Raw genomic sequence first — 20,613 nt, forward strand, 5'->3', positions numbered from 1 at the left:
TATAAAATGAGGAATACAAATGAAAAAAAGAAATATGAAAGCTCGCTATATCATTTTTATAGCTTTATTAATTGGTGTATCGATTCCTTTCATCGTTTGGCTGCTTACACCGAGCAAAAACCTTGATGTCGTTGTCATTAATAAAACCTTTCCGACTCAAGCATCTGAAACGAGCGGCATAATAAGGGAGCTCGATTACAGCAAGCAGCGCGGGTTGTTTTGGATCATGGATCATCTGCGCATAAATAACCCCGCGACGAATAAAGCTTATGACGCCAAGAAGGATTATTATGGGAATTTCCTCGTTGATGGGAAATTCACGGCTGTTCCTTTTGATAAACGAACTAATGTGCCAGATCTGATCTATATTTCAGATGCGTACGGCACTGGCAATTCGAAGGTGAATGGTGTAGAACCAAAAGGGGTTTCAGGTCTGACGATGGATGAGGTTAGTTTAATAGCTACCAGTTATGCCAAAGGGACAACGGTTATTGGCGAATACAATATTGCAGGCGAGCCTACTGCACCAAACGTATCCAAGGAGCTTGAAGCTATTTTTAACGTCGGCTTTAAGGGGTGGGCAGGCAAGTTTTTCTCGGAATTATCGTCGGCAGAAGATGTACCGAACTGGATAAGAGCAACCTATGAGCAGCAATACGGGAAAAAGTGGAGCTTAACGGGAGCGGGAATCGTTATTGCGGGCAACAATAGAATCATCATATTGGAGCGCGGCAAAGATTTTACAGGACAATCGATCAGTCTATTCATGACTGAGGATCATGCTGGTATCTATCATACGGACACGATTGATTACTATAACTGGTTTGAAATCATTGAGCCAGCAGACGATAAGTCGGTAATCGCATGGTATGACTTAAACGCTACAGAAGCAGGACAGGAGCAATTAAAGGTCTTAGGGCTAAATACTAGATTCCCAGCAATTATTGCAAATAAATCCGGTAAGAAGAGCTCCTATTATTTTGCCGGTGATTTTAGTGATTATAAGGAACCGGAGAAGATTAAACGGTTTTGGGGTGCTTCTGCTCTATACAAAATATTTAGTGTAAACAGCGAAGGGGATCATTCGTATTTTTATTGGCATTTTTATGTGCCGCTTATGTCCAAGCTGTTGAAGGAAACAAAGCCACTAGATGAAAGCATTACATTCCAGGCGAAAGCAGAGACAGCTTCAAATGGTATACAGCTCGTATCAAAAATAGTCGACAATACATTTTCCGTTTATGAAAACGGAGCTTGGAAGAGCATGTTCGTAAAAGGGATGAATATTGGCACAGCAATACCAGGTATACCTGCAGGAAGCTTCCCGGAGGATACAGCTATTTATTCAGAGTGGCTTGAGAAGATTGGTCTAATGAACGCCAATACGATACGAGTATACACGTTGATGCCGTCAGGCTTTTATCGAGCACTTGATATTTACAATACGAATCATCAAGATAAACCGCTGTATTTGCTTCAAAATATATCGCTGAGCAGTGAGCCGCCATCAGGCGACTTACTGAATCAAGAGTACAATGCAGCCTACAAACAAACGATTCAAGATACCATTAACGCAGTTCATGGGAATGCCAAGTTAAAAACAAAAGAGGGGATGAACTCCGATCTTTACATGAATGATGTGTCAGGCTATATCCTTGGTTTTTTAGTTGACCCAGGCTTAACCCCTCAAAAGGTAAAGGCAACGGATCAAGCACATCCCTCTTACAACTATAGTGGCGACTATGTTTCATCAAGCGTAGACGCAACGCCTACCGAGTCGTGGCTTGCTTCTCTATCGGATCTTATCTTTCAATATGAGCAAAGTAATTACAACATGCAGCATCCAGCAGCGATTACCAGCATTCCAGAGCTAGACATTCTCGAACATGCTGCATCAAATCCAGAAACGCTCGATGACGCGGTTTCAGTGGATATTAATCATATTGTTATTTCTAGCAAAGTGATCAGCGGATTTTTTGGCGCGTACAATGTCTTTCCCGATCATCCGGCATTTATAGCTGGGGAAACGAAGGAAGCAAAACCTGACTATGCAGGTTATAAGCAGTATTTGGATCGTTTTATGAGCACTCAAAAAAAGTATCCGGTACTTATTAGCGAATTTGGATTGTCTACAAGCCTAGGCTCATCGCAAATATCCGCTTCTGGCCATAAGGACGGTCAAAACAGCGAGGCGGAGCAAGGAGAAGGCATCGTTGCGATGATGAATATCATAAAGGACAGCGGCAGTATGGGCGGGCTTGTTTACGAATGGGCGGATCAATGGGGAAAAAGCAGCCGGTTCACCTCTTCCCTGATGATCCCTTATGAGCATGGAAGCCTCTGGCACAATGTCATTGATCCTGCTCAGCGATACGGTATTTTAGCGCTAGAATCACCTACGCCGACAGAGTATGCAATGACCTTGCGGGGAACAGATCCTCTGCGCACCATTTCTTATGCTGCTAACGAATCTTATTTCTATATAACAGCCGAATTCAGTGAACTGCCGAAGTTTGATCAGAAGAACATTATGATCTATTTGGACACCGTTGACAGAAAAAATGGCGAATATATGCTGGCTCCTGACGTGAATGAAAACTGGTCTGGTGCAGAGTTTAATATCAGCATTCAAAATACGAAGCAAGCCGAATTACTCGTAATCCCGCAATATAATGCGAGCAAAGGCAGTTATTACACTTCCGTATCGTCTAACGGCATTTATGAGAAAATGATGCGTCAGCTCTCAAAAGCATACCAAACGCCCGAAGGTAAAAAGGTTCCCGCTGCTTATGAGGATGGATCAACCTTGAATGTTGGCAGCTTTGACAACAGCAGCAGCCATTTTTATATAGAGGGCAAGACGCTGTATCTTAGAATTCCATGGGCGAGCTTGAACTTTACTGACCCGTCCAGCTTGCTCGTATTAGACGATGAGAAGAAACAAGGGATAATCGAGAACATAAGAGACAGCGCTGCTGTTCGAATGACGGATGGCATAGTCGCTTCACTCGTTATTATGGATAAAAAAACGCAGAAGGTCGATTATCAATTTCCCGAAAGCGTTACGTCATCCGGCTACCGAACCTTTACATGGAATACATGGACGAAACCCGAATACGTATCTCGCAATAAGAAAAGCTACGACATGCTTAAACAACTTTTTGCGAAGGAGGATATATGACAAAAGAAGCATTATATTTGCTGCTCATTTCATCAGCGTTATTTTCATTTTTTTTCATATCGATTATCGTCATATGGTTTTTCCGCTACTTTAGCGAGTCCGCGACGAGCCAATTGAAGAAGCAGCTGGAAGAAGTATTCACATCCTACTTCTATACTGAAAATAAAAATAAACGAACAATCGTGCAAAAACTGAATAAAATCGTCGGAAAAAGTGCTAGAAAAAAAGAGCTGTTCATTAATATCGTCATTAATCACGATACTGATTTTATCCGTACCCATCATGAACAGTTGATGAACATATACGAATTAACGGGAACGAAAGCTTTTCTGCTCAAAAGACTGCAATCAAACAGCGTTCATATTCAGTCCTTAGCCTGTCGGCATCTAGGGGAATTGCAGCTCAGAGATACAACGGCATCTATCCTTACGCTTATTTCAAGCAAAAATAATGATGTGATTTATAATATGATGCTTGCTCTTGCGAAGCTTGGTGATTTGGAGGGGCTAGTTCATGTTCTAACCTATGACTCCCAAAATATGAACTTGTCTCATAGAGCTATTATCGAAATTATTTCTACTTTTGACGGCTCAAAGGAAGAGCTGTTTCGACAAACAATTGATAGAAGTGATGACTATATGAAGGGCATTCTAATAAAAGCGGTTGCTGATTATAGTATTGAAGGCTTAAGCGAGCATTATATTAAATATTTGAATAGTGAGGATAAGAACCTTAGAATCGCATCGATAAGAGCGCTGAGCGAGCTGAATAATCCAGATTATGAAGCTTCTATGCTAACCAGGCTTGATGATCATGATTGGGAGGTTAGAGCTGCTGCTGCTAAGGGCCTTGAGAAGATTGGGACCAAAAATAGTTTAGCGGATTTAGGGAAAACAACAGGCGACAGTGTGTGGTGGGTAAGACATCATGCCGCCAGTGCACTTGTTCTCATTCCTGGAGGTATTGCTTACGCTTCAAGGATCATCGATGGAGACGATAAATTTGCTCGGGATGCCGTGATTAGTGTGATCGAAATGACTTCCTAATGACAACTTAGAAAAACGAGGATGGTTTTTAACAACATGTATATTCTCAGAATGTTTATTATTTATTTCAGCGAGTTTTGTATGCTGTATACGATTGGAATAAACATCTTTTATAATGGGCAAATGCTGATCGCTTCGCTAGATATGTTTAGTTATTTACGAAAAATGAAAGCTTCAGATTATAAAAGATACATTGATTCAAAAAATATGATTCCGATTTCTATCATTGTCCCTGCGTACAACGAAGAGAAAACGATAGTTGATAATATTAAATCGCTGCTCGCTTTAAATTATTTTGAGTATGAGATTATTATTGTGAATGACGGCTCCACCGATTTCACAAAAGAAAAGATTATAAACGAGTTCAATTTAAAAAAGGTAAACCAACCCATTATGCAGAGCTTGCCTACGAATGAAGTAGCTGGCATTTACCGAAGCAATCAATACGAGCGATTAATATTTGTAGATAAATTAAACGGGGGCAAAGCGGACGCCCTTAATGCGGGCATTAATGTGTCTGTCTATCCTATTTTTGCATGCATCGATGCCGATTCCATCTTAGAAAATGATGCCCTGATCAAGCTCACGATGTTATTTGTGGAAAATCCCGAAACGATTGCTGTTGGAGGGATCGTCAGAATTGCCAACGGCTCGATCATTAAAGACGGCAAGCTTATGGAGATGAATATTCCGAAAAGCAATATGGCGAAATTTCAGATTATTGAGTATTTCCGAGCTTTCCTGACTGGCCGTACGAGCTTCAGCAAGCTTAATTCCATACTCATTATTTCCGGTGCATTCGGTGCGTTTAATAAAAGGGTCGTTATTGAGTGCGGCGGGTACAAAGTGAATACGATCGGTGAAGACATGGATATTATCGTTAGACTTCATAAGGCGATGAAAGACCAGAAGAGGAAGTACAAAATACAATTTCTAGCGGACCCGATTTGCTGGACGCAAGCTCCAGAAACAATGAAGGATCTAAGAAGCCAGCGGAGAAGGTGGCAAATTGGTCTTTTTGATACGCTGATAAGCTATAGGAGAATGCTCTTTAATCCGAAATACGGCAAGATTGGCATGGTGACACTGCCTTATTACTGGATCTTTGAATTAATTGGTCCCATTGTTGAGGCACTTGGCTATATCTTTATCCCACTTGCCTATTTATTTGGCTTGCTTGCGTTTGACAGCTTTATTACTTTTTTTGTTATCGCGTTTTTACTCGGCACTACCTTATCAATGGGCAGCATCTTACTCGAGCAAATTACATTTCGCAAATACAGCTCGCTTAAAGAAACTTTGCTGCTTGTGCTGTTCGGCGTGTTGGAAAACCTAGGTTATCGTCAGCTTACTGTTCTGTTCCGTGTTGAAGGTATTTTTAATTTTAGAAGAGGCCGTCATTCATGGGGAGCAATGAACAGAAAGAAATTTGTTTCAAGCAAAGAGAAAAAAGAGAACGATAAGTGATGCTGAAATGGCAATGGAAGAGTAGCTGCGTGCAGATGCGGATACTCTTTTTTTTGCAATTGAACGATAGGAAATACTTTAAATAGGCAACCGCAATATGAAAAAGGATCAATTGGCTTAGAAACAATGAAAACGCATACATGTCATTCTTGAATAGACCACTCTCTGAGGGGGTTTGGGCTTGTATGGGGGGCGAAAATCGATTGGTAAATCTTGCGGTTGCCGATAAATAGGCGATTTTTCAACAAAAATGACACATTTGAGAAGTTATCTGAATAGTCGCAGTAGTTGGCGAATTGATGTTTCCTCATAAATATAAAGCGCTATCATTCGATACGGGAAATGACATATTTACGAGAATTGTTATGTTCCGTATTGTTGTGAATGTAAGCGATAGCATTTCCGAAATTCCTGTCGCCAATCACCAAACAAAAGCAATTACAACGAAATGGGAAAGGAGTGATTTTATGCAGGAAGCAAGTCCAATGAACGCACCAAATATGCTTCCGGAACCGACGAAAGAGAAGAGCAGAATGTGGAAAAGACTCCTTCAAAATTGGGAATTGTATTTATTCATTGCACCCGCATTTTTCTACTTTCTAATCTTCTCTTACGGTCCGATGTACGGCATACAAATCGCATTTAAGAACTTCATACCAACGAAAGGGATTTTCGGAAGCCCTTGGGTCGGTTTCGACCATTTTGTCCGATTTTTTCATTCTTATTACTTTTGGGACTTGATATGGAACACGTTAAGTATTAGCCTGTATGAACTTGCTATTGGGTTTCCAATACCGATTATACTGGCGCTTGCCTTCAATGAGCTGAAGGGTGGTTCCTTCAAGAAGATGGCTCAGACCGTCACTTATGCGCCGCATTTCATTTCAGTCGTTGTTATGGCAGGCATGATCATTACGTTCTTGTCGCCTTCATCGGGAATAGTGACACATCTTATTGAGTGGCTTGGATTTGATGCTCCAGATTTCTTGACGGACCCGAAGTGGTTTAAGACGATGTACGTATTCTCTGGTGTTTGGCAAAGCGCAGGATGGGGAACAATCATATATTTGGCTGCGCTTTCAGGAGTAGACCCGGGTCTGCATGAGGCAGCCATTATAGACGGAGCTTCACGCTTCCAACGAGTGCTTCATATTAACATTCCGACGATTATCCCTACGATGACCATTCTTTTAATTCTGAACATGGGAAGCTTGCTTGGGGTTGGATTTGAGAAAATATTGCTGCTCCAAAACTCGCTTAACATGGGAGCATCCGATGTCATTTCAACCTTCGTATACCGATCAGGGCTTGTCGATGCCCAGTATAGCTTCTCGACGGCGATCGGCCTGTTCAATTCCGTCATTAACGCCATTATTTTAGTGCTTGTCAATCAGATCGTAAGACGCACCAACGAAAACAGCCTGTGGTAGAAGAAGGGGGTATGACCGATGATTTCCGCCGTTAAAGAGTCCGGAAGAGATAAAGTGTTTCTGATATGCAACTATATTTATGTATTTCTCGCTTTTATTGTAGTCGCCTATCCTGTCATTTATATGATTAGCGCTTCGATAAGCGATCCGAAATTGGTGGGTTCCGGCGAGATGTGGCTGTGGCCAAAAGGCATTACGTTTGAAGGTTATCAGAGGGTGTTCCAAAACTCCAGCATATGGACAGGTTACGGCAACACCATTCTTTATACGGTAGTAGGCACATCGATCAATTTATTCGTTACGCTGCCTGCTGCCTACGCTCTAAGCCGCAAAGACTTTATGGGACGCAACTTTTTTATGGGGATGTTCCTCGTCACGATGTTTTTTGGAGGAGGTCTCGTACCAAGTTATTTGCTCATCAAGGAACTCGGTATGGTGAATACAATTTGGGCAATCGTTATTCCTTCGGCCGCTTCAATCTGGAATATCATTGTAGCGCGCACGTTTTTCCAATCATCCATACCGAAAGAACTGCAAGAAGCTGCCCAGATCGACGGTTGCACCAACCTGCGGCTGTTCGTCAAAATCATTTTACCGTTGTCCATGCCAATCATCGCCGTTATGGCTTTGTTCTATGGTGTTGGCAACTGGAACAGCTACTTCTCGGCACTCATTTATTTGAATGATGCCGCGAAATATCCTTTGCAGCTCGTATTGCGGCAAATTCTTGTGTTGCAGGAGATGTCGGCTCAGGGCGGGGGCGTAATTGATGCTTCTTCAGCATCAGCTCTTAATAACAAAGCTGAAATCGCTGCACTGGTCAAATACGCTGTTATTATCGTTGCGACAGCGCCGATTATCGCCGTTTATCCATTTCTTCAGCGTTACTTTGTGCAAGGTGTCATGATTGGTTCCGTTAAGGGCTGATTTTGCTCATAAATAATTTTAAAAAAGGGAGAGGGTTTAGGATGAAAAAGCTAAAAAAAGCATCATCTTTGTTACTCAGCATTACGCTGCTTGCTTCCGTATTAGCGGCATGTGGTTCGCCGAACAATGAGGAGAAAACGAATAGCAGCAATACAGGTTCCAAAACGTCCGCGTCCAATACGGCTGACGGGGTTAACAAAGAAGGGTTTCCGGTTGTCAGTAAACCGATTACCTTGAAGATGATGTCACAGGACGTTGGCGTTGCTGACTGGAACAAAATGCCTGTACTACAAGAGATGGAGAAACTGACAGGCATTAAGCTGGAATACCAGAACGCCCCGATCGACAGCTTTGCGACCAAGAAAAATCTAGTATTTGCAAGCGGAGATTTGCCGGATATGTTCTATGCAGCGGATCTGAAACCTGCAGAACAAGTCACTTACGGAACTCAAGGTGTTCTTATTCCTCTTGAAAAATATATTGATGAAGGCTACGCGCCAAATATTAAAAAGATCTTTGATGATAATCCGGACATCCGCAAGTCGTTCACCACGCCAGATGGACATATTTATGCGCTGCCGAACGTTGACTTAGCAGCAGTCTGGTACCGCGGTCCGATGTGGTACAACGGCAAGTTCTTGAAAACTCTTGGGGCAACAGAGCCTAAGACGACAGAAGAGCTGTACACCTATCTGAAGCGTGTTAAGACTGAAGACCCGAATGGAAACGGTAAGCAGGATGAAATTCCGCTCACATCCGACAAACTGAACGATTTGCGCATGTACTTCCTCGGTTTCTGGGGCATTTATGATGAGGTCGTTTATGCCGATAAGGATGGCAAAGTACATTACACGCCACAAGAAGAGGGTTACAAAGGATATTTAACGTTCCTCAACCGTCTATGGAAAGAGGAATTGCTGGACCACGAGACCTTCTCGCAAACAGGTGAACAGAAGAAAGCAAAAGGGAAAAACAATCAAATTGCTTTGTTCAACGACTATTACCCTTACTTTACGCTAGGTGGCGAACCAAGCGAAGACAACCCGTTGATGACGCCAGTGAAAAGTGAAATTGCTGATTCTCCTGTCTATGGCAAGCACCCTGGTATTTCAGCGAATGGTACCTTCGCCATCACAAGCAGCAATCCGGCTCCAGAGGCAACTATGCGTTGGGTAGATTACCTATACAGCTATGAAGGCGCTACCTTGTTCAATCAAGGTCCTGAGAACCTTCTGTGGAAATATAAAAACAAGGAAACGCATGAAAAGGAATGGCTTCCTGTTCCAGGCGGCATCGACCGTGAAGAATACCGCGGAACGATGACACCAAACTATGGTATTCTAACGCCGGGTATGAACTCAAGCGATGTTGCCGTAGGCCTTCGTAGCGAATTCGATCTATGGATCGATAAGCAAAATGCAGAGAAGCTTACGCCAATCGCAAAACCGCCTTACCCTAACGTTTATTTGACAAATGAAGAGCAAACTGAGGCTTCTGCTTTGTTATCTGATCTGAACACTTACGTTACACAGATGGAAGCGAAGTTCGTAACGGGCCAGGAGCCGCTCTCCAATTGGGACAAGTATGTGGAGCAAATTAAAAAAATGGGCGGAAATCGTATTGCTGAGCTTTACCAAAGCGCATACGACAGATAGTACACAGGTAAATAAACCAACAAGAGCATGAACCTAGAAACAGCAAAAACCCGGTCATGCGAAATGCTGACCGGGTTTTGTCTTTTATTCATCGTCCGAATCGGATACCAATTGCGCCTGTTCATTCTCCCAGAATAGCTTGCGGTATTGGCCAGGCGTATATCCGGTTTCTTTCTTAAACTTGCGAATAAAGTTAGGCGTATCCAAATAGCCGACTTGAATAATGATGTCCTTTAGCGGTGCGTTTGTCGTTTTCAGATGATGCATAACCTCTTCCATTCTTTTTTGCCAAATGTATTGGATGAAGTTAAGGCCCATCTTTTCCTTAAATGAACGGCTCACATGTGATGGCGAAATGGCATACTCATATGCAATCGTTTCTAGGCTGAGCGTATGGTCTCTAAAATGCTCATCGATATAGGAGACGATCCGATCAATCTGTGATTGCTCCTCCTTCTGATTGTTGCGCTCCACTTGATTGCAGATTCGGGAGGCGAGATTCAGAAAGCCAGTCTCGATTTCATCCAAGGAGTGGCTGTAAATCATGTTAGGAGCCATGTCTTGAATCACATTTTGAATGCCAAGCTCGGATGCGGTTTTTAGCATCGTATTCAAAATGTCAAAGCATATGCAGCGTTTGAGCAGGGCAGACAGCTCGGATGATTGCAGGCTGCGGATCGACGGGCTGATCATTTGTGCAGCTACATCATAGCTTCCTTGCTTCAAGCTTTGAGAAAGCTTGAGCAGCGAATTATTCGGTATCCAAAAGGTATGATCCGGTGTATCTTGCAGCTTCTCGAAATAGGTGATCGTGCCATGACCGCTTGTCGCTTGCAGTTCAAAAGCTGAGCAAGCTTCAATAAAGGACTGATTCAGCTGGTCAGGGCTTGAATAGCAGGTTCCAACGCCAATCGTAGGCGTAACATCGAACGTCTCTAGTATCGTGCAGAGCACCGCTTCAGCAATGTGGCGCACAGGAACAAATTCCTGCTCGGCTTGATCCCTATTAAAGCTGATAATGAGTGCAAGCTGATCCAGCTGAGGGAGCTCTACGCCATAGGCATGAGCAGCCAGCTCCGGGAATTCGATTTGGGAGAGCAGCTCTATCATTTCTTGCCGCTCCTGTCGTTCCTCTTGCGTATCTTCGACTTCATCCCATCCAATCACCATAACAAAGTGATGAGATTGGTCGAAATGAAGATCGAAGGCCTCTTGCAGCTCTGGTGAAAGACTTTGCGCATTCCCATATTTCAGCAGCATGGACAAAAAGTGATTGCGAGCGTATGGCTCTTGAAGATCAACTCGCGAGCTGTATTGCTGCAGCGCTGTTCGTATTCGATCAAGCTCGTTTTCGTTTTCGGTTGATTGATCAGCGGAATGCTTTGGCTTGGATTTGGAATTTGCGAACTCTACAAGCGTAGAGATCGGCAGATATTGCATTCTTGCAAGCACTAGGGCAATCGCCGCTCCAACGACCACAACGATGAGGAACAGCATGACGATGAAGCTGCGGACATGCACTACGCTGCTAAGAAACTGGGAACTTGGCATGACGGTCACATAAGTCCAGCCATTATTTTCTGATTTTACGGATACGATGGAATGCGGCTTGCCATTTAAGGTTTTATCATGAATGCCTGGCGCGAGACTATATAGAGACTGCGCCTCTGCATTCGTTAAGGCTTCGCCCTGGCGATTGTCTACTAGAATCTGACCTTTGTTGTCCAAAATATAAGTCAAGCCTTGATAATTGCCTAGAATCGAATCGATTAAACTCGTAAGCTCTGATTCTTTAATTAGATACATAATCGTTCCATGTGGATTAGGGTTGTACGGCGTAATGGGAACAAGATAAGCGAGCATCGAATCCTGCAAATTAGCGCTTAGGACTACGGTGTCAGCTGGACGCATCGTTGGATATTTAACCGTATTCAAATCTTGAAAAATAGTGTCTTTGCTCCAATTGTGAAAGGTAAAGGTGTTTGCGAATACATCCATGCTCGATAGACCCTTCGCGGAATAAATATTTGCATCCTTGTGAAAATACAAGAACATCTCGCTAATGATAGAGCTGGTCGCTTTGTATTGATCAAGAGCTTGTATGGCTTCACCGCTGTAATAAGAATCGTGAACCCGAAACGGAGTCAGCCTCTTGTCATACGAGACGCGTGAAGCAATTTCACTTAGCTCTTTCATCCGCCCGTCAACAATAACTTTGGCTTGCGTGAGCTGGCCGAGGCGGGATTGCTCAATTTCAGTACGTAGATTGGTTACTGCGTTTTGATAGATAAATATCGTCATAAGTACTAATGGGATAAGCAAAATAAACAAGTAGGACCAGATATATTTTAAAAACAGTTTGGATTTGAAGTAGTTTCGTTTCATCTCGTCTGCCCCCTATGATCGATCAATCCTTTTCGTCGCTACTAATCATAGCAACAAATTTACAATTTGGACATAGAGCAGAAGAAGGCAATGAACGTAAAGCTTACGAAAGTCCTACTATACTTGGAGGTAACCATGAGCGAAATAAAGACGACAGACGAAATAGAGCAAGTTGTTGAGCAAGGTGTCCACAATTACAGCAGCGAAGAGCAATGGGTAAAGCCAGAGGACCCGCTTCTGCAGGAGCGGCTGGAGTGGTTCAAGGATCAGAAGCTGGGCCTTATGATGCACTGGGGGCCATATTCACAGTTAGGTGTAGTTGAATCATGGGCGCTTAGTGACAAGGATGAGGAATGGTCACGCGATGGCATCGATTGGAATGTAGACGCAGAGGAATTGAAGCGGCAATATTTTGGACTAAACAAAACCTTTAACCCGCTTCGCTTTCAGCCTGAGCTATGGGCAGATCTTGCTGCGGAGAATGGCTTTAAATATTTAAATTTTACAACCAAGCATCATGATGGCTTCTGCATGTGGGATACTCATACGACGGATTACCGGATTACGAGCCCAGATTGTCCTTTCCATTCGCATAAGTACGCCGATATTTGCAAGCAGCTGTTTGATGCTTTTCGCGCAAAGGGCTTAGCTATATCTGCATACTTCTCGAAGGCAGATTGGCATACGCCATATTATTGGGCGCCAGGCATGGAGCGTGGGTCGTTTACCGCGCGCGGGCCTTCCTATGACCCGAAGCAATATCCGCATTTGTGGGAGCAATTCGTGCAGTTCACCCATGCGCAAATTATGGAGTTGATGACGAAATATGGCCGCATCGATATGTTATGGCTCGATGCAGGTTGGGTGAACGATTACCGCGATCAAAACATTCGATTAGGCGAGGTGGTTGAGAAGGCGCGGGAAATTCAGCCTTGGCTGCTCTCGGCTGACCGCACGGTCGGCGGTCCTTATGAAAATGTTATTACACCAGAGCAGACATTGCCTGAGCGTCCGCTTAACGTGCCGTGGGAGAGCTGTATTACGATGGGCACCTCATTCTCCTTCCGTTATGAGGACAAGTATAAGACGGTTCGACAGCTGATCCATCTGCTCGTTGAAATCGTTGCGAAAGGCGGAAACCTGGCATTGAATGTTGGTCCGCAGCCTGACGGCAGGTTATCGACTACAGCCATTAGCCGTATCAAAGGAATGGGCGATTGGTTGAAGGTTTATGGTGAGGCGATCTATGGAACACGAATTTGTGAGCCTTTTTCTGCTGACAATTGCCACTTTACGAAAAAAGGAGATACGGTTTATGCCTTTTATTTGTACAAGGATGAAAAAGAGGCTGTGAAAGAGGAATTATACCTCCCTATACAGAAGTCTTTCAGCCAGATTGATCTCGTAGGCGGACAAGACCATTTGCAGTACAGCCAAGCAGAAAACGGCATTATTGTCCGTTTGCCAGTGAATGAATACTCAGAACAAGCACCAATCGCGCATGTGTTTCGAATTCGTTAATCGAGAGGGGTAGTCTGCTATGCAGCAATGGTTTAAGGAAGCTAAGCTAGGTATTTTTATACATTATGGTATTTATGCAGTAGATGGTGTCTCGGAGTCATGGTCGTTCTATAACGGAAGAATGAGCTATGACGATTATATGAAACAATTGGACGGCTTTACGGCTTCGAAGTTCGATGCGGACAAATGGGCTGATTTAATTGAGCAATCGGGAGCGAAGTACGCAGTGCTTACGACCAAGCACCACGACGGCGTAGCATTGTTTGATACACAGTACAGCGACCTTAGCGTTGTGAAGAAAACGCCGGCGAAGCGGGATCTGATCAAGGAATATGCGGAAGCAATCACGAAAAGAGGGATTCGACTTGGGATGTATTATTCGCTCATCGACTGGTCGCATCCCGATTATCCATCTGTGTTTGAAGGCGGCAAGGTGCCGGATGATTTGAGCAAAGTTAACAAGTTTTCGAGCCCGGTAAACGGTGTTCAGGATGAAGAAAAGTGGAATGCTTTTCTGAAGTTTAACAATGATCAGCTGAGGGAAGTTTTAACGAACTATGGGAAGGTTGATCTTCTTTGGTTCGACGGCGATTGGGAACGCAGCGCTGAGCAGTGGAATTTGCCCGAATTCAAACAGTATCTGCAATCGTTTAATCCAGACATTATTATCAACTCACGCCTGCAAGGCTATGGGGATTACAAAACGCCGGAGCAAGGGATTCCGATAACGCGACCGGAGGGGCCTTGGGAGTTTTGCACAACCATTAATAGTTCGTGGGGGTATGTGCCGACGGACGATAAATATAAATCATTAAATCAAATCATTCGAATGTTCTGTGATTGCATTACCCTAGGCGGCAACATGCTGCTTGATATCGGGCCGATGGAGGATGGAACGATAGACAAACGGCAAGAGGATATTTTGCTGGGATTAGGCGAATGGATTCGAACGCACGAAGAAGCGGTATTTGGGACAGACGAAGGCATTATGACCCGCTATTATTTGGGCGGCAGCACGATATCCAAAGATAAAAAGTCATTGTATCTGTTCGTGTATGATGATCCGAAAGAAAATGTATGCCTAAAGGGATTATGTAACAAGATCAAAAAGATTACTGTGCTTCATTCCGGCAAAGAGCTTACGCATGAAATTCATGGAGGGGTGCCGTGGTTCAATATTCCGGGGACGACATGGATTCATCTGACAGCGGAAGACACTCACAAGCAAGTGACCGTACTTAAGCTGGAATTTGATGAGGAGCTAGATATGTATGGTGGTTCTGGCGCAGTTGTAACGCATAACTAATCATTTGATCTGTCTACTTAGGAGGAAGAAACGATGAAAATTGGATTAAGTTCTTACAGCTTGCTAAGCGCCATAAAATCGGGAGAGATGAGCATTCTTGATGCCATCTCTTGGATAGCGGGTAACGGCGGCGAGCATATGGAGATTGTTCCATATGGTTATACGCTCGTTGACAACCCTGAGCTGGCGGATGCTGTACGTGAGAAAGCAAAGGAGGTTGGCATTGCCCTCTCCAACTATTCGATGCCGGCAAACTTCGTGCAGGATACGGAGCAATTGTTTGAAGAGGAAGTCGCGCGGGTCAAGCTGCATGTTGATCTTGTGCATCGACTCGGCATGAATCATATGCGGCACGATGTAACCGCCTTCACCATTCCGCAGGAGAAGATGACAATTAGGTGGTTCGAGGAGAACCTGCATCTCATGGTGAAGGGCAGCCAGCTTATCGCGGACTATGCCGCGCAATACGGGATTACAACGACGATAGAGAATCATGGCTTCAGCGTACAGTCCAGCGATCGGGTTCAACGTGTTCTTCATGCGGTAGACCGGCCGAATTTCAAGACGACACTCGATATCGGCAACTTTATGTGCGTGGATGAGAATTCGATCATCGGCGTTAAGAAAAACTTGCCATATGCATCACTTATCCATTTCAAAGATTTCTACTTCCGTCCATATGATCAGCATCCGGGTGACGGTGATTGGTTTTTGACCTCGAACGGTAACTACTTGCGCGGGGCGATTGTAGGACAAGGGGATATTGAGATCCGTAAAATCGTCAAGCTTATTAAGGAATCGGGTTACGACGGTTATATGACGATCGAATTCGAAGGCATGGAAGAGTGCAAATCCGCCTCCCGCATTGCGATGGACAATCTGCGACGCTTCTGGCATGAATGTGTACTTTAAGCGAGCTTCATCGTTTTCATAGATTCATAGCAATTCAAACGGAGGGATAACATGAATTTAAGCGGATTGCAGGAGCCGAACATCGAATATGCACCCAAACATTATGTATGTCGCCGCGCGGCGGGGCCGCTCATTCTTGACGGGCGAGTAGATAAGCCGTTCTGGGCAGCAGCGGATTGGACGGACGATTTTGTAGATATCGAAGGCGATCTTCGGCCAAAACCTGCGAAGCAGACCCGCGTGAAAATGCTGTGGGATGACGACTATTTCTATTTTGCGGCAGAATTGATTGAAGACGAGATTTGGGCGACGTTGACGGAGCGGGATTCGGTCATTTTTTATGATAATGATTTTGAAATATTTATTGATCCCGATGGTGACAGCCACAATTATTACGAGTTTGAAATTAACGCGCTGAACACCGTGTGGGATCTGCTGCTGGTTAAGCCATACCGTGACGGTGGTCCGCCGATTAACGGCTGGGACATTAGCGGGCTTCAGACAGCCGTACATATTGACGGCGAGCTGAATCGACCGGAAGCAGCGAATCGGAAGTGGAGCATTGAGGTAGCGATGCCTTGGAAAAGCTTGCGCGAATGCGCGCCTGAAGGCAGAGCGCCAGTGAATGGCGAGTTTTGGCGCGTCAATTTCTCCCGCGTTGAATGGCGCGTTGAAGTGAAGGATGGCGAATACCGCAAGATCATCAATCCGGAAACGGGTAAATCCTATCCAGAGGACAACTGGGTATGGTCTCCGATGGGACTTATTAATATGCATTATCCTGAGCTATGGGGTTATGTCATGTTTGCAGGGGAAGATGGCCCGGATTCGTTCGAACAGCCGCCGGATGAACGCATAAAGTGGGAGCTCCGCAAGCTCTATTATCGTGAGCGCAATTACTTCGCAAGTCACGGTAAATTTACAGCGGATGCGGAATCGTTGATGCATGGCGGAGAGCAGTGGAGCATAACGCCTGTCATTGAGACGACCCGCTCCATGTTTCAAATCACAACGCCGTCTAGCGATGGGAAGTCGAGCTTCTGCATTAGGCAAGACGGAAAGCTATGGAAGGAGTGAGTACGCATGACATTGCAAACCTCTGTATTCTCATTAGAGCAAGCGTCGATGGAGCTGATTGAACGCAAGTTTCGTGAGAAGCAGCTGCTCGCTAAGGCGAGAGAGCATGAGCTGTTTGATATTTTTCAGCAGCCGCTGACGGATGAAGAGACATGGGCGCTCAAATATTTGTACGCCTATATGCCTGTAAACGATATGGCTGATTATGACGGTACGTTGTTTCTAAGCCATGTGCGGCAGACGCTGGACATTCGGGGAAAAGTGCCTTGGGGAAAACGGGTGCCGGATCATCTCTTCCTGCATTTTGTGTTGCCCTACCGTGTGAACACGGAGAACATCGAGGATTCACGCGGTATCTTATACAGTGAACTGGCGGAGCGTACCGCGTCTTTGTCGATGGAGGATGCGATTCTGGAGACGAACTACTGGTGCCATGAGAAGGCGAACTACATTGGCAGTGATCTGCGGACGATCTCGCCGCTTACGATGATTCGAAATGCTCGAGGCCGGTGTGGTGAGGAATCGACACTTGCTGTTGCAGCGCTTCGGAGCATTGGCATTCCTGCTCGCCAAGTATACACCCCGCGTTGGGCGCATTGTGACGATAACCATGCTTGGGTAGAAGCTTGGGCTGACGGGCAGTGGCACTATATCGGCGCCTGTGAGCCTGAAGCTCGCCTTGATCAAGGTTGGTTCACTCCTCCAGCCCGGCGGGCAATGCTGATCAATACTCGAGTATTCGCAAATTACCCTGGCCCTGAGGACATCACGCTTGCGGACAATTGGTTTACAGAAATCAATTTGCTTGAAGGTTATGCGCCTACTCGAAGCATCACTGTCGCTGTGAAGGATGAGCTGAACCAACCGGTCAGCGGCGCGAATGTTTATTTTGAGCTCTATAATATGGCTGAATTTTATCCGATTGCTGAGCTGAAGACAAACGAACTGGGTGAAGCTGCGTTTAAGACAGGCTACGGAGATCTGTTGATTCGTGCTGTGATGGATGGCAAGTGGGGAGAAAAGAAGGTTACAGTTAGTGATCGTGTGCGCTTCGAGATCGTTCTGGATCAAGTGCAGCAGCCCGAAGGGATAACTGACTTTGATATGGTTCCACCTCCTGAACGTAATGGCAAAGCTCTCGATGTACTTTCCGAGGAGAAGGTTCAGCGGCATAATAGCCGCCTGGAAGAAGGCACGAACATCCGCAGCAGCTATGAACAAACATTCCTAAGCGAAGCGCAGGCGTCGGATATTGCCGAGGCTGCTGGTCTTCCGCAGGAGCGGGTGTGGGATGTGCTGCGCAAGGCACGGGGAAATAGCCGCGAGATCGCAGCCTTCTTGCAGGAACGCACCGCTGAATTTGGAGAATGGCCGCTTAAGCTGCTGGAGAGCTTGAACGAAAAAGATCTTTCCGATACGTTCCGCAAGGAGCTTGACGATCATCTCATCGGTTCTCTGTCACAGCGCGGTGAGCTTCCCGAAGACATCTTCTCGCGGTATATCCTTTGTCCGCGAGTGTTATATGAAATGATCGTGCCTTATAAGCATTTTTTCCAAGAGGTGTTCACTGAAGCACAAGTGGCATTGTTCCGGCAAAATGCTGCTGAGCTTGTACGCCATCTGGATTCAGAGTGGTCGTTGTGGGAGGACCTTCCCAATCTGAAGGGCAGAGGAAACCCCGTTGGTACCTTTAAGATCAAGAAAGGGGATCAGGCTTCTCTCGATATTATGTTTGTGGCGATCTGCCGCAGCATAGGCATTCCAGCACGCTTGCATCCGAGTGAGCAGAAGCCGCAATACATGGCGTTGGCTAACGGTGGCTGGCAGGATGCGTTATTTGCAAATCGAGCGATGCAGCAATTGGAGCAGAAGGAAAACGGCAAGCTGCGACTTCTTAAAGATAACGAGTCATCCGATGAAGCTCCGGCAGCTTCATACTCTGAGAACTTCACGTTCGCCCGGCTGGAGAACGGCATATATAAAACGTTGGTCTACCCTAATGGGAAATCTGATGTATACGATGAGCCGTTCGAGCTTGCGCAAGGCAGCTATCGATTGACCACAGGTATTCGGTTAAAGGATGGTACCGCATGCGTTCGCTTTTCCTATTTTGAGCTGCGTGCAGGAGAACAAATGGATATTCCGCTGACTTTCCGAAGTGCGAAGCAAGGTATTCCAGTACTCGGGACGCTAAACAGAAACGATACGTTTACGATGCAGGGTGGTTCAGACCAATCGATTGGTGAGCTTATCGGCATGAATGGGGCAATTGTTGCTTGGCTGGAGCCGGAGCGTGAGCCTACCAAACATTTATTCCGTGAACTCGGCGAGCTTGCTGAGCCATTGAACGAACTTGGAGCGCCGATTGTGCTTGTCGTAGGTGATTCCGAATGGACGGCATCTTTTGATCCTTCTCGTTATAAGGGGTTGCCTTCGCGTACCGTGTTTGTTCGTGATTCCACTTACGCGTCTTTGCCGGACTTTATAGCAGTGCCGCCAGCTAGCGAAGCGGGTTTCCCGCATTTGCTCGTACTGGATGGCCAAGATCAAATTCGTTACACAGCATCAGGATACAAGATCGGTACGGGGAAAGAAGCATTGCAGATTCTCACTAGCATATGGCAGCAACCAACGAAACGGAGTGATACGTAATGGCAAGTCGAAAATATATTGTGGCGGGTTATGCATCAGATTCGAAGCTTCCAGACATGACACGGGAAGATTTAACGAAGCTTACCCATTTGAATGTGGCATTTGGCCATGTGCGCAATGATGAAATTATTACAGAGCATTTGCAGCATATTGATGTTCTTCGCAGGATTAAACATGAGCATCCAGAGCTGACTATTCTATTGTCTGTCGGCGGATGGAGCGCAGGCGGGTTTTCTGAAGCTGCATCTACTGCTGAAGGGAGAAGCCGCTTCGCAGATTCGGCGGTTCGTGTATTAACCAACCTTCCATTCGACGGAGTCGATCTCGATTGGGAATATCCTTGTTATGGTGAAGCGGGCATAGCGTCGAGTCCAGATGATAAGACCAATTTCACTCTGCTGCTCAAAACCATCCGCGAAGCTTTGGACAAGAAGGGCGCAAGTGACGGAAAACATTATTTGCTTACGATTGCAGCAGGCGCGGATCAATATTATGTAGACGGTACGGAAATGGATCAAGTCCAGCAATACTTGGATTTTGTTCAGCTGATGACCTACGATATGCGCGGTGGATTTCAAATTTTAACGGGGCATCATACGAATCTGTATACACCAGCTGGGGATTTATTCCGCATCAGTACGGATGCATCCGTTAACCTGTTCATCCGAGCAGGCGTGCCGAAGGAGAAGATCGTTATAGGCGCGGCGTTTTATACTCGGGTTTGGCATAACGTTCCTAATCGCGCGAATGGGCTTCATCAAATGGCGGGCAGCACAGGCGGATATGGACCAGATTTCACCAAGCTTGCAGCGGAATACATTAATAAAAACAATTATGTTCGATATTGGGACGACGAAGCGAAGGCGCCTTACCTCTACGACGGAAGCAGCTTTATCTCTTACGACGACGAACAATCGCTGCATCATAAATGCGAGTATGTTAAGGCGAGTGAGCTTGGCGGCGTAATGTTCTGGGAATACAGCTGCGATGAAACGCACCGCTTGCTCCACGCGATATATGAAGGGCTTAAGGAGTAGCTGGATTGGGAAGTTGC

General features: G+C 45.4%; 13 protein-coding genes. 12 read left to right on the forward strand and 1 reads right to left on the reverse strand.

Features of this window, described 5'->3' with window-relative positions:
• Nucleotides 1-19 precede the first annotated feature (19 nt).
• The 6 genes from AC0VYE_RS06090 to AC0VYE_RS06115 all read left to right on the forward strand — a co-directional run bounded on the left by AC0VYE_RS06090 (nucleotide 20) and on the right by AC0VYE_RS06115 (nucleotide 9,706).
• Nucleotides 20-3,181, forward strand: a complete 3,162-nt coding sequence (locus AC0VYE_RS06090) for a hypothetical protein (protein ID WP_475446721.1) — start codon at nucleotides 20-22, stop codon at nucleotides 3,179-3,181.
• Nucleotides 3,178-4,227, forward strand: coding sequence for a HEAT repeat domain-containing protein (locus AC0VYE_RS06095; protein ID WP_475446723.1), 1,050 nt, complete (start codon nucleotides 3,178-3,180; stop codon nucleotides 4,225-4,227). The genes AC0VYE_RS06090 and AC0VYE_RS06095 overlap by 4 nt, the downstream gene beginning before the upstream one ends.
• Nucleotides 4,228-4,263: 36 nt before the next feature.
• Nucleotides 4,264-5,694, forward strand: coding sequence for a glycosyltransferase family 2 protein (locus AC0VYE_RS06100; protein ID WP_083682319.1), 1,431 nt, complete (start codon nucleotides 4,264-4,266; stop codon nucleotides 5,692-5,694).
• A gap of 500 nt (nucleotides 5,695-6,194) precedes the next feature.
• Complete coding sequence (locus tag AC0VYE_RS06105; RefSeq protein WP_372239018.1) at nucleotides 6,195-7,124, forward strand: ABC transporter permease; 930 nt, start codon at nucleotides 6,195-6,197, stop codon at nucleotides 7,122-7,124.
• 18 nt (nucleotides 7,125-7,142) lie between these two features.
• Complete coding sequence (locus AC0VYE_RS06110) at nucleotides 7,143-8,051, forward strand: carbohydrate ABC transporter permease (RefSeq protein WP_076269698.1); 909 nt, start codon at nucleotides 7,143-7,145, stop codon at nucleotides 8,049-8,051.
• Nucleotides 8,052-8,092: 41 nt separating this feature from the next.
• On the forward strand, nucleotides 8,093-9,706 hold the full coding sequence (locus AC0VYE_RS06115) for an extracellular solute-binding protein (RefSeq protein WP_076269699.1): 1,614 nt from the start codon (nucleotides 8,093-8,095) through the stop codon (nucleotides 9,704-9,706).
• An 84-nt stretch (nucleotides 9,707-9,790) separates the two neighbouring features.
• Here the strand turns inward: AC0VYE_RS06115 and AC0VYE_RS06120 are convergent, their stop codons facing one another.
• Nucleotides 9,791-12,091: a helix-turn-helix domain-containing protein gene (locus tag AC0VYE_RS06120; RefSeq protein ID WP_475446726.1), complete on the reverse strand. Its 2,301-nt coding sequence runs from the start codon at nucleotides 12,089-12,091 to the stop codon at nucleotides 9,791-9,793.
• Nucleotides 12,092-12,226: 135 nt separating this feature from the next.
• Between AC0VYE_RS06120 and AC0VYE_RS06125 the strand changes: the two genes are divergently transcribed.
• Genes AC0VYE_RS06125 through AC0VYE_RS06150 form a run of 6 tightly spaced genes read left to right on the forward strand, consistent with a single transcriptional unit; the run spans nucleotide 12,227 to nucleotide 20,596 of the window.
• Nucleotides 12,227-13,612, forward strand: a complete 1,386-nt coding sequence (locus tag AC0VYE_RS06125; RefSeq protein ID WP_475446728.1) for an alpha-L-fucosidase — start codon at nucleotides 12,227-12,229, stop codon at nucleotides 13,610-13,612.
• Between the two features lie 19 nt (nucleotides 13,613-13,631).
• Nucleotides 13,632-14,918 carry an alpha-L-fucosidase gene (locus AC0VYE_RS06130; RefSeq protein WP_475446730.1) on the forward strand — a complete coding sequence of 429 codons (1,287 nt, stop codon included), beginning with the start codon at nucleotides 13,632-13,634 and terminating at the stop codon, nucleotides 14,916-14,918.
• A gap of 33 nt (nucleotides 14,919-14,951) precedes the next feature.
• A complete protein-coding gene (locus tag AC0VYE_RS06135) occupies nucleotides 14,952-15,830 on the forward strand; it encodes a sugar phosphate isomerase/epimerase family protein (protein ID WP_076269703.1) in 879 nt (292 codons plus the stop codon).
• 51 nt (nucleotides 15,831-15,881) lie between these two features.
• Nucleotides 15,882-16,907: a carbohydrate-binding family 9-like protein gene (locus AC0VYE_RS06140; RefSeq protein ID WP_076269704.1), complete on the forward strand. Its 1,026-nt coding sequence runs from the start codon at nucleotides 15,882-15,884 to the stop codon at nucleotides 16,905-16,907.
• Nucleotides 16,908-16,913: 6 nt separating this feature from the next.
• Complete coding sequence (locus tag AC0VYE_RS06145) at nucleotides 16,914-19,559, forward strand: transglutaminase-like domain-containing protein (protein ID WP_475446732.1); 2,646 nt, start codon at nucleotides 16,914-16,916, stop codon at nucleotides 19,557-19,559.
• A complete protein-coding gene (locus AC0VYE_RS06150) occupies nucleotides 19,559-20,596 on the forward strand; it encodes a glycoside hydrolase family 18 protein (protein ID WP_475446734.1) in 1,038 nt (345 codons plus the stop codon). Before AC0VYE_RS06145 ends, AC0VYE_RS06150 begins: the two co-directional genes overlap by 1 nt.
• Nucleotides 20,597-20,613: the final 17 nt, after the last annotated feature.

This window comes from Pristimantibacillus sp. Z349TD_6 (assembly GCF_056173205.1).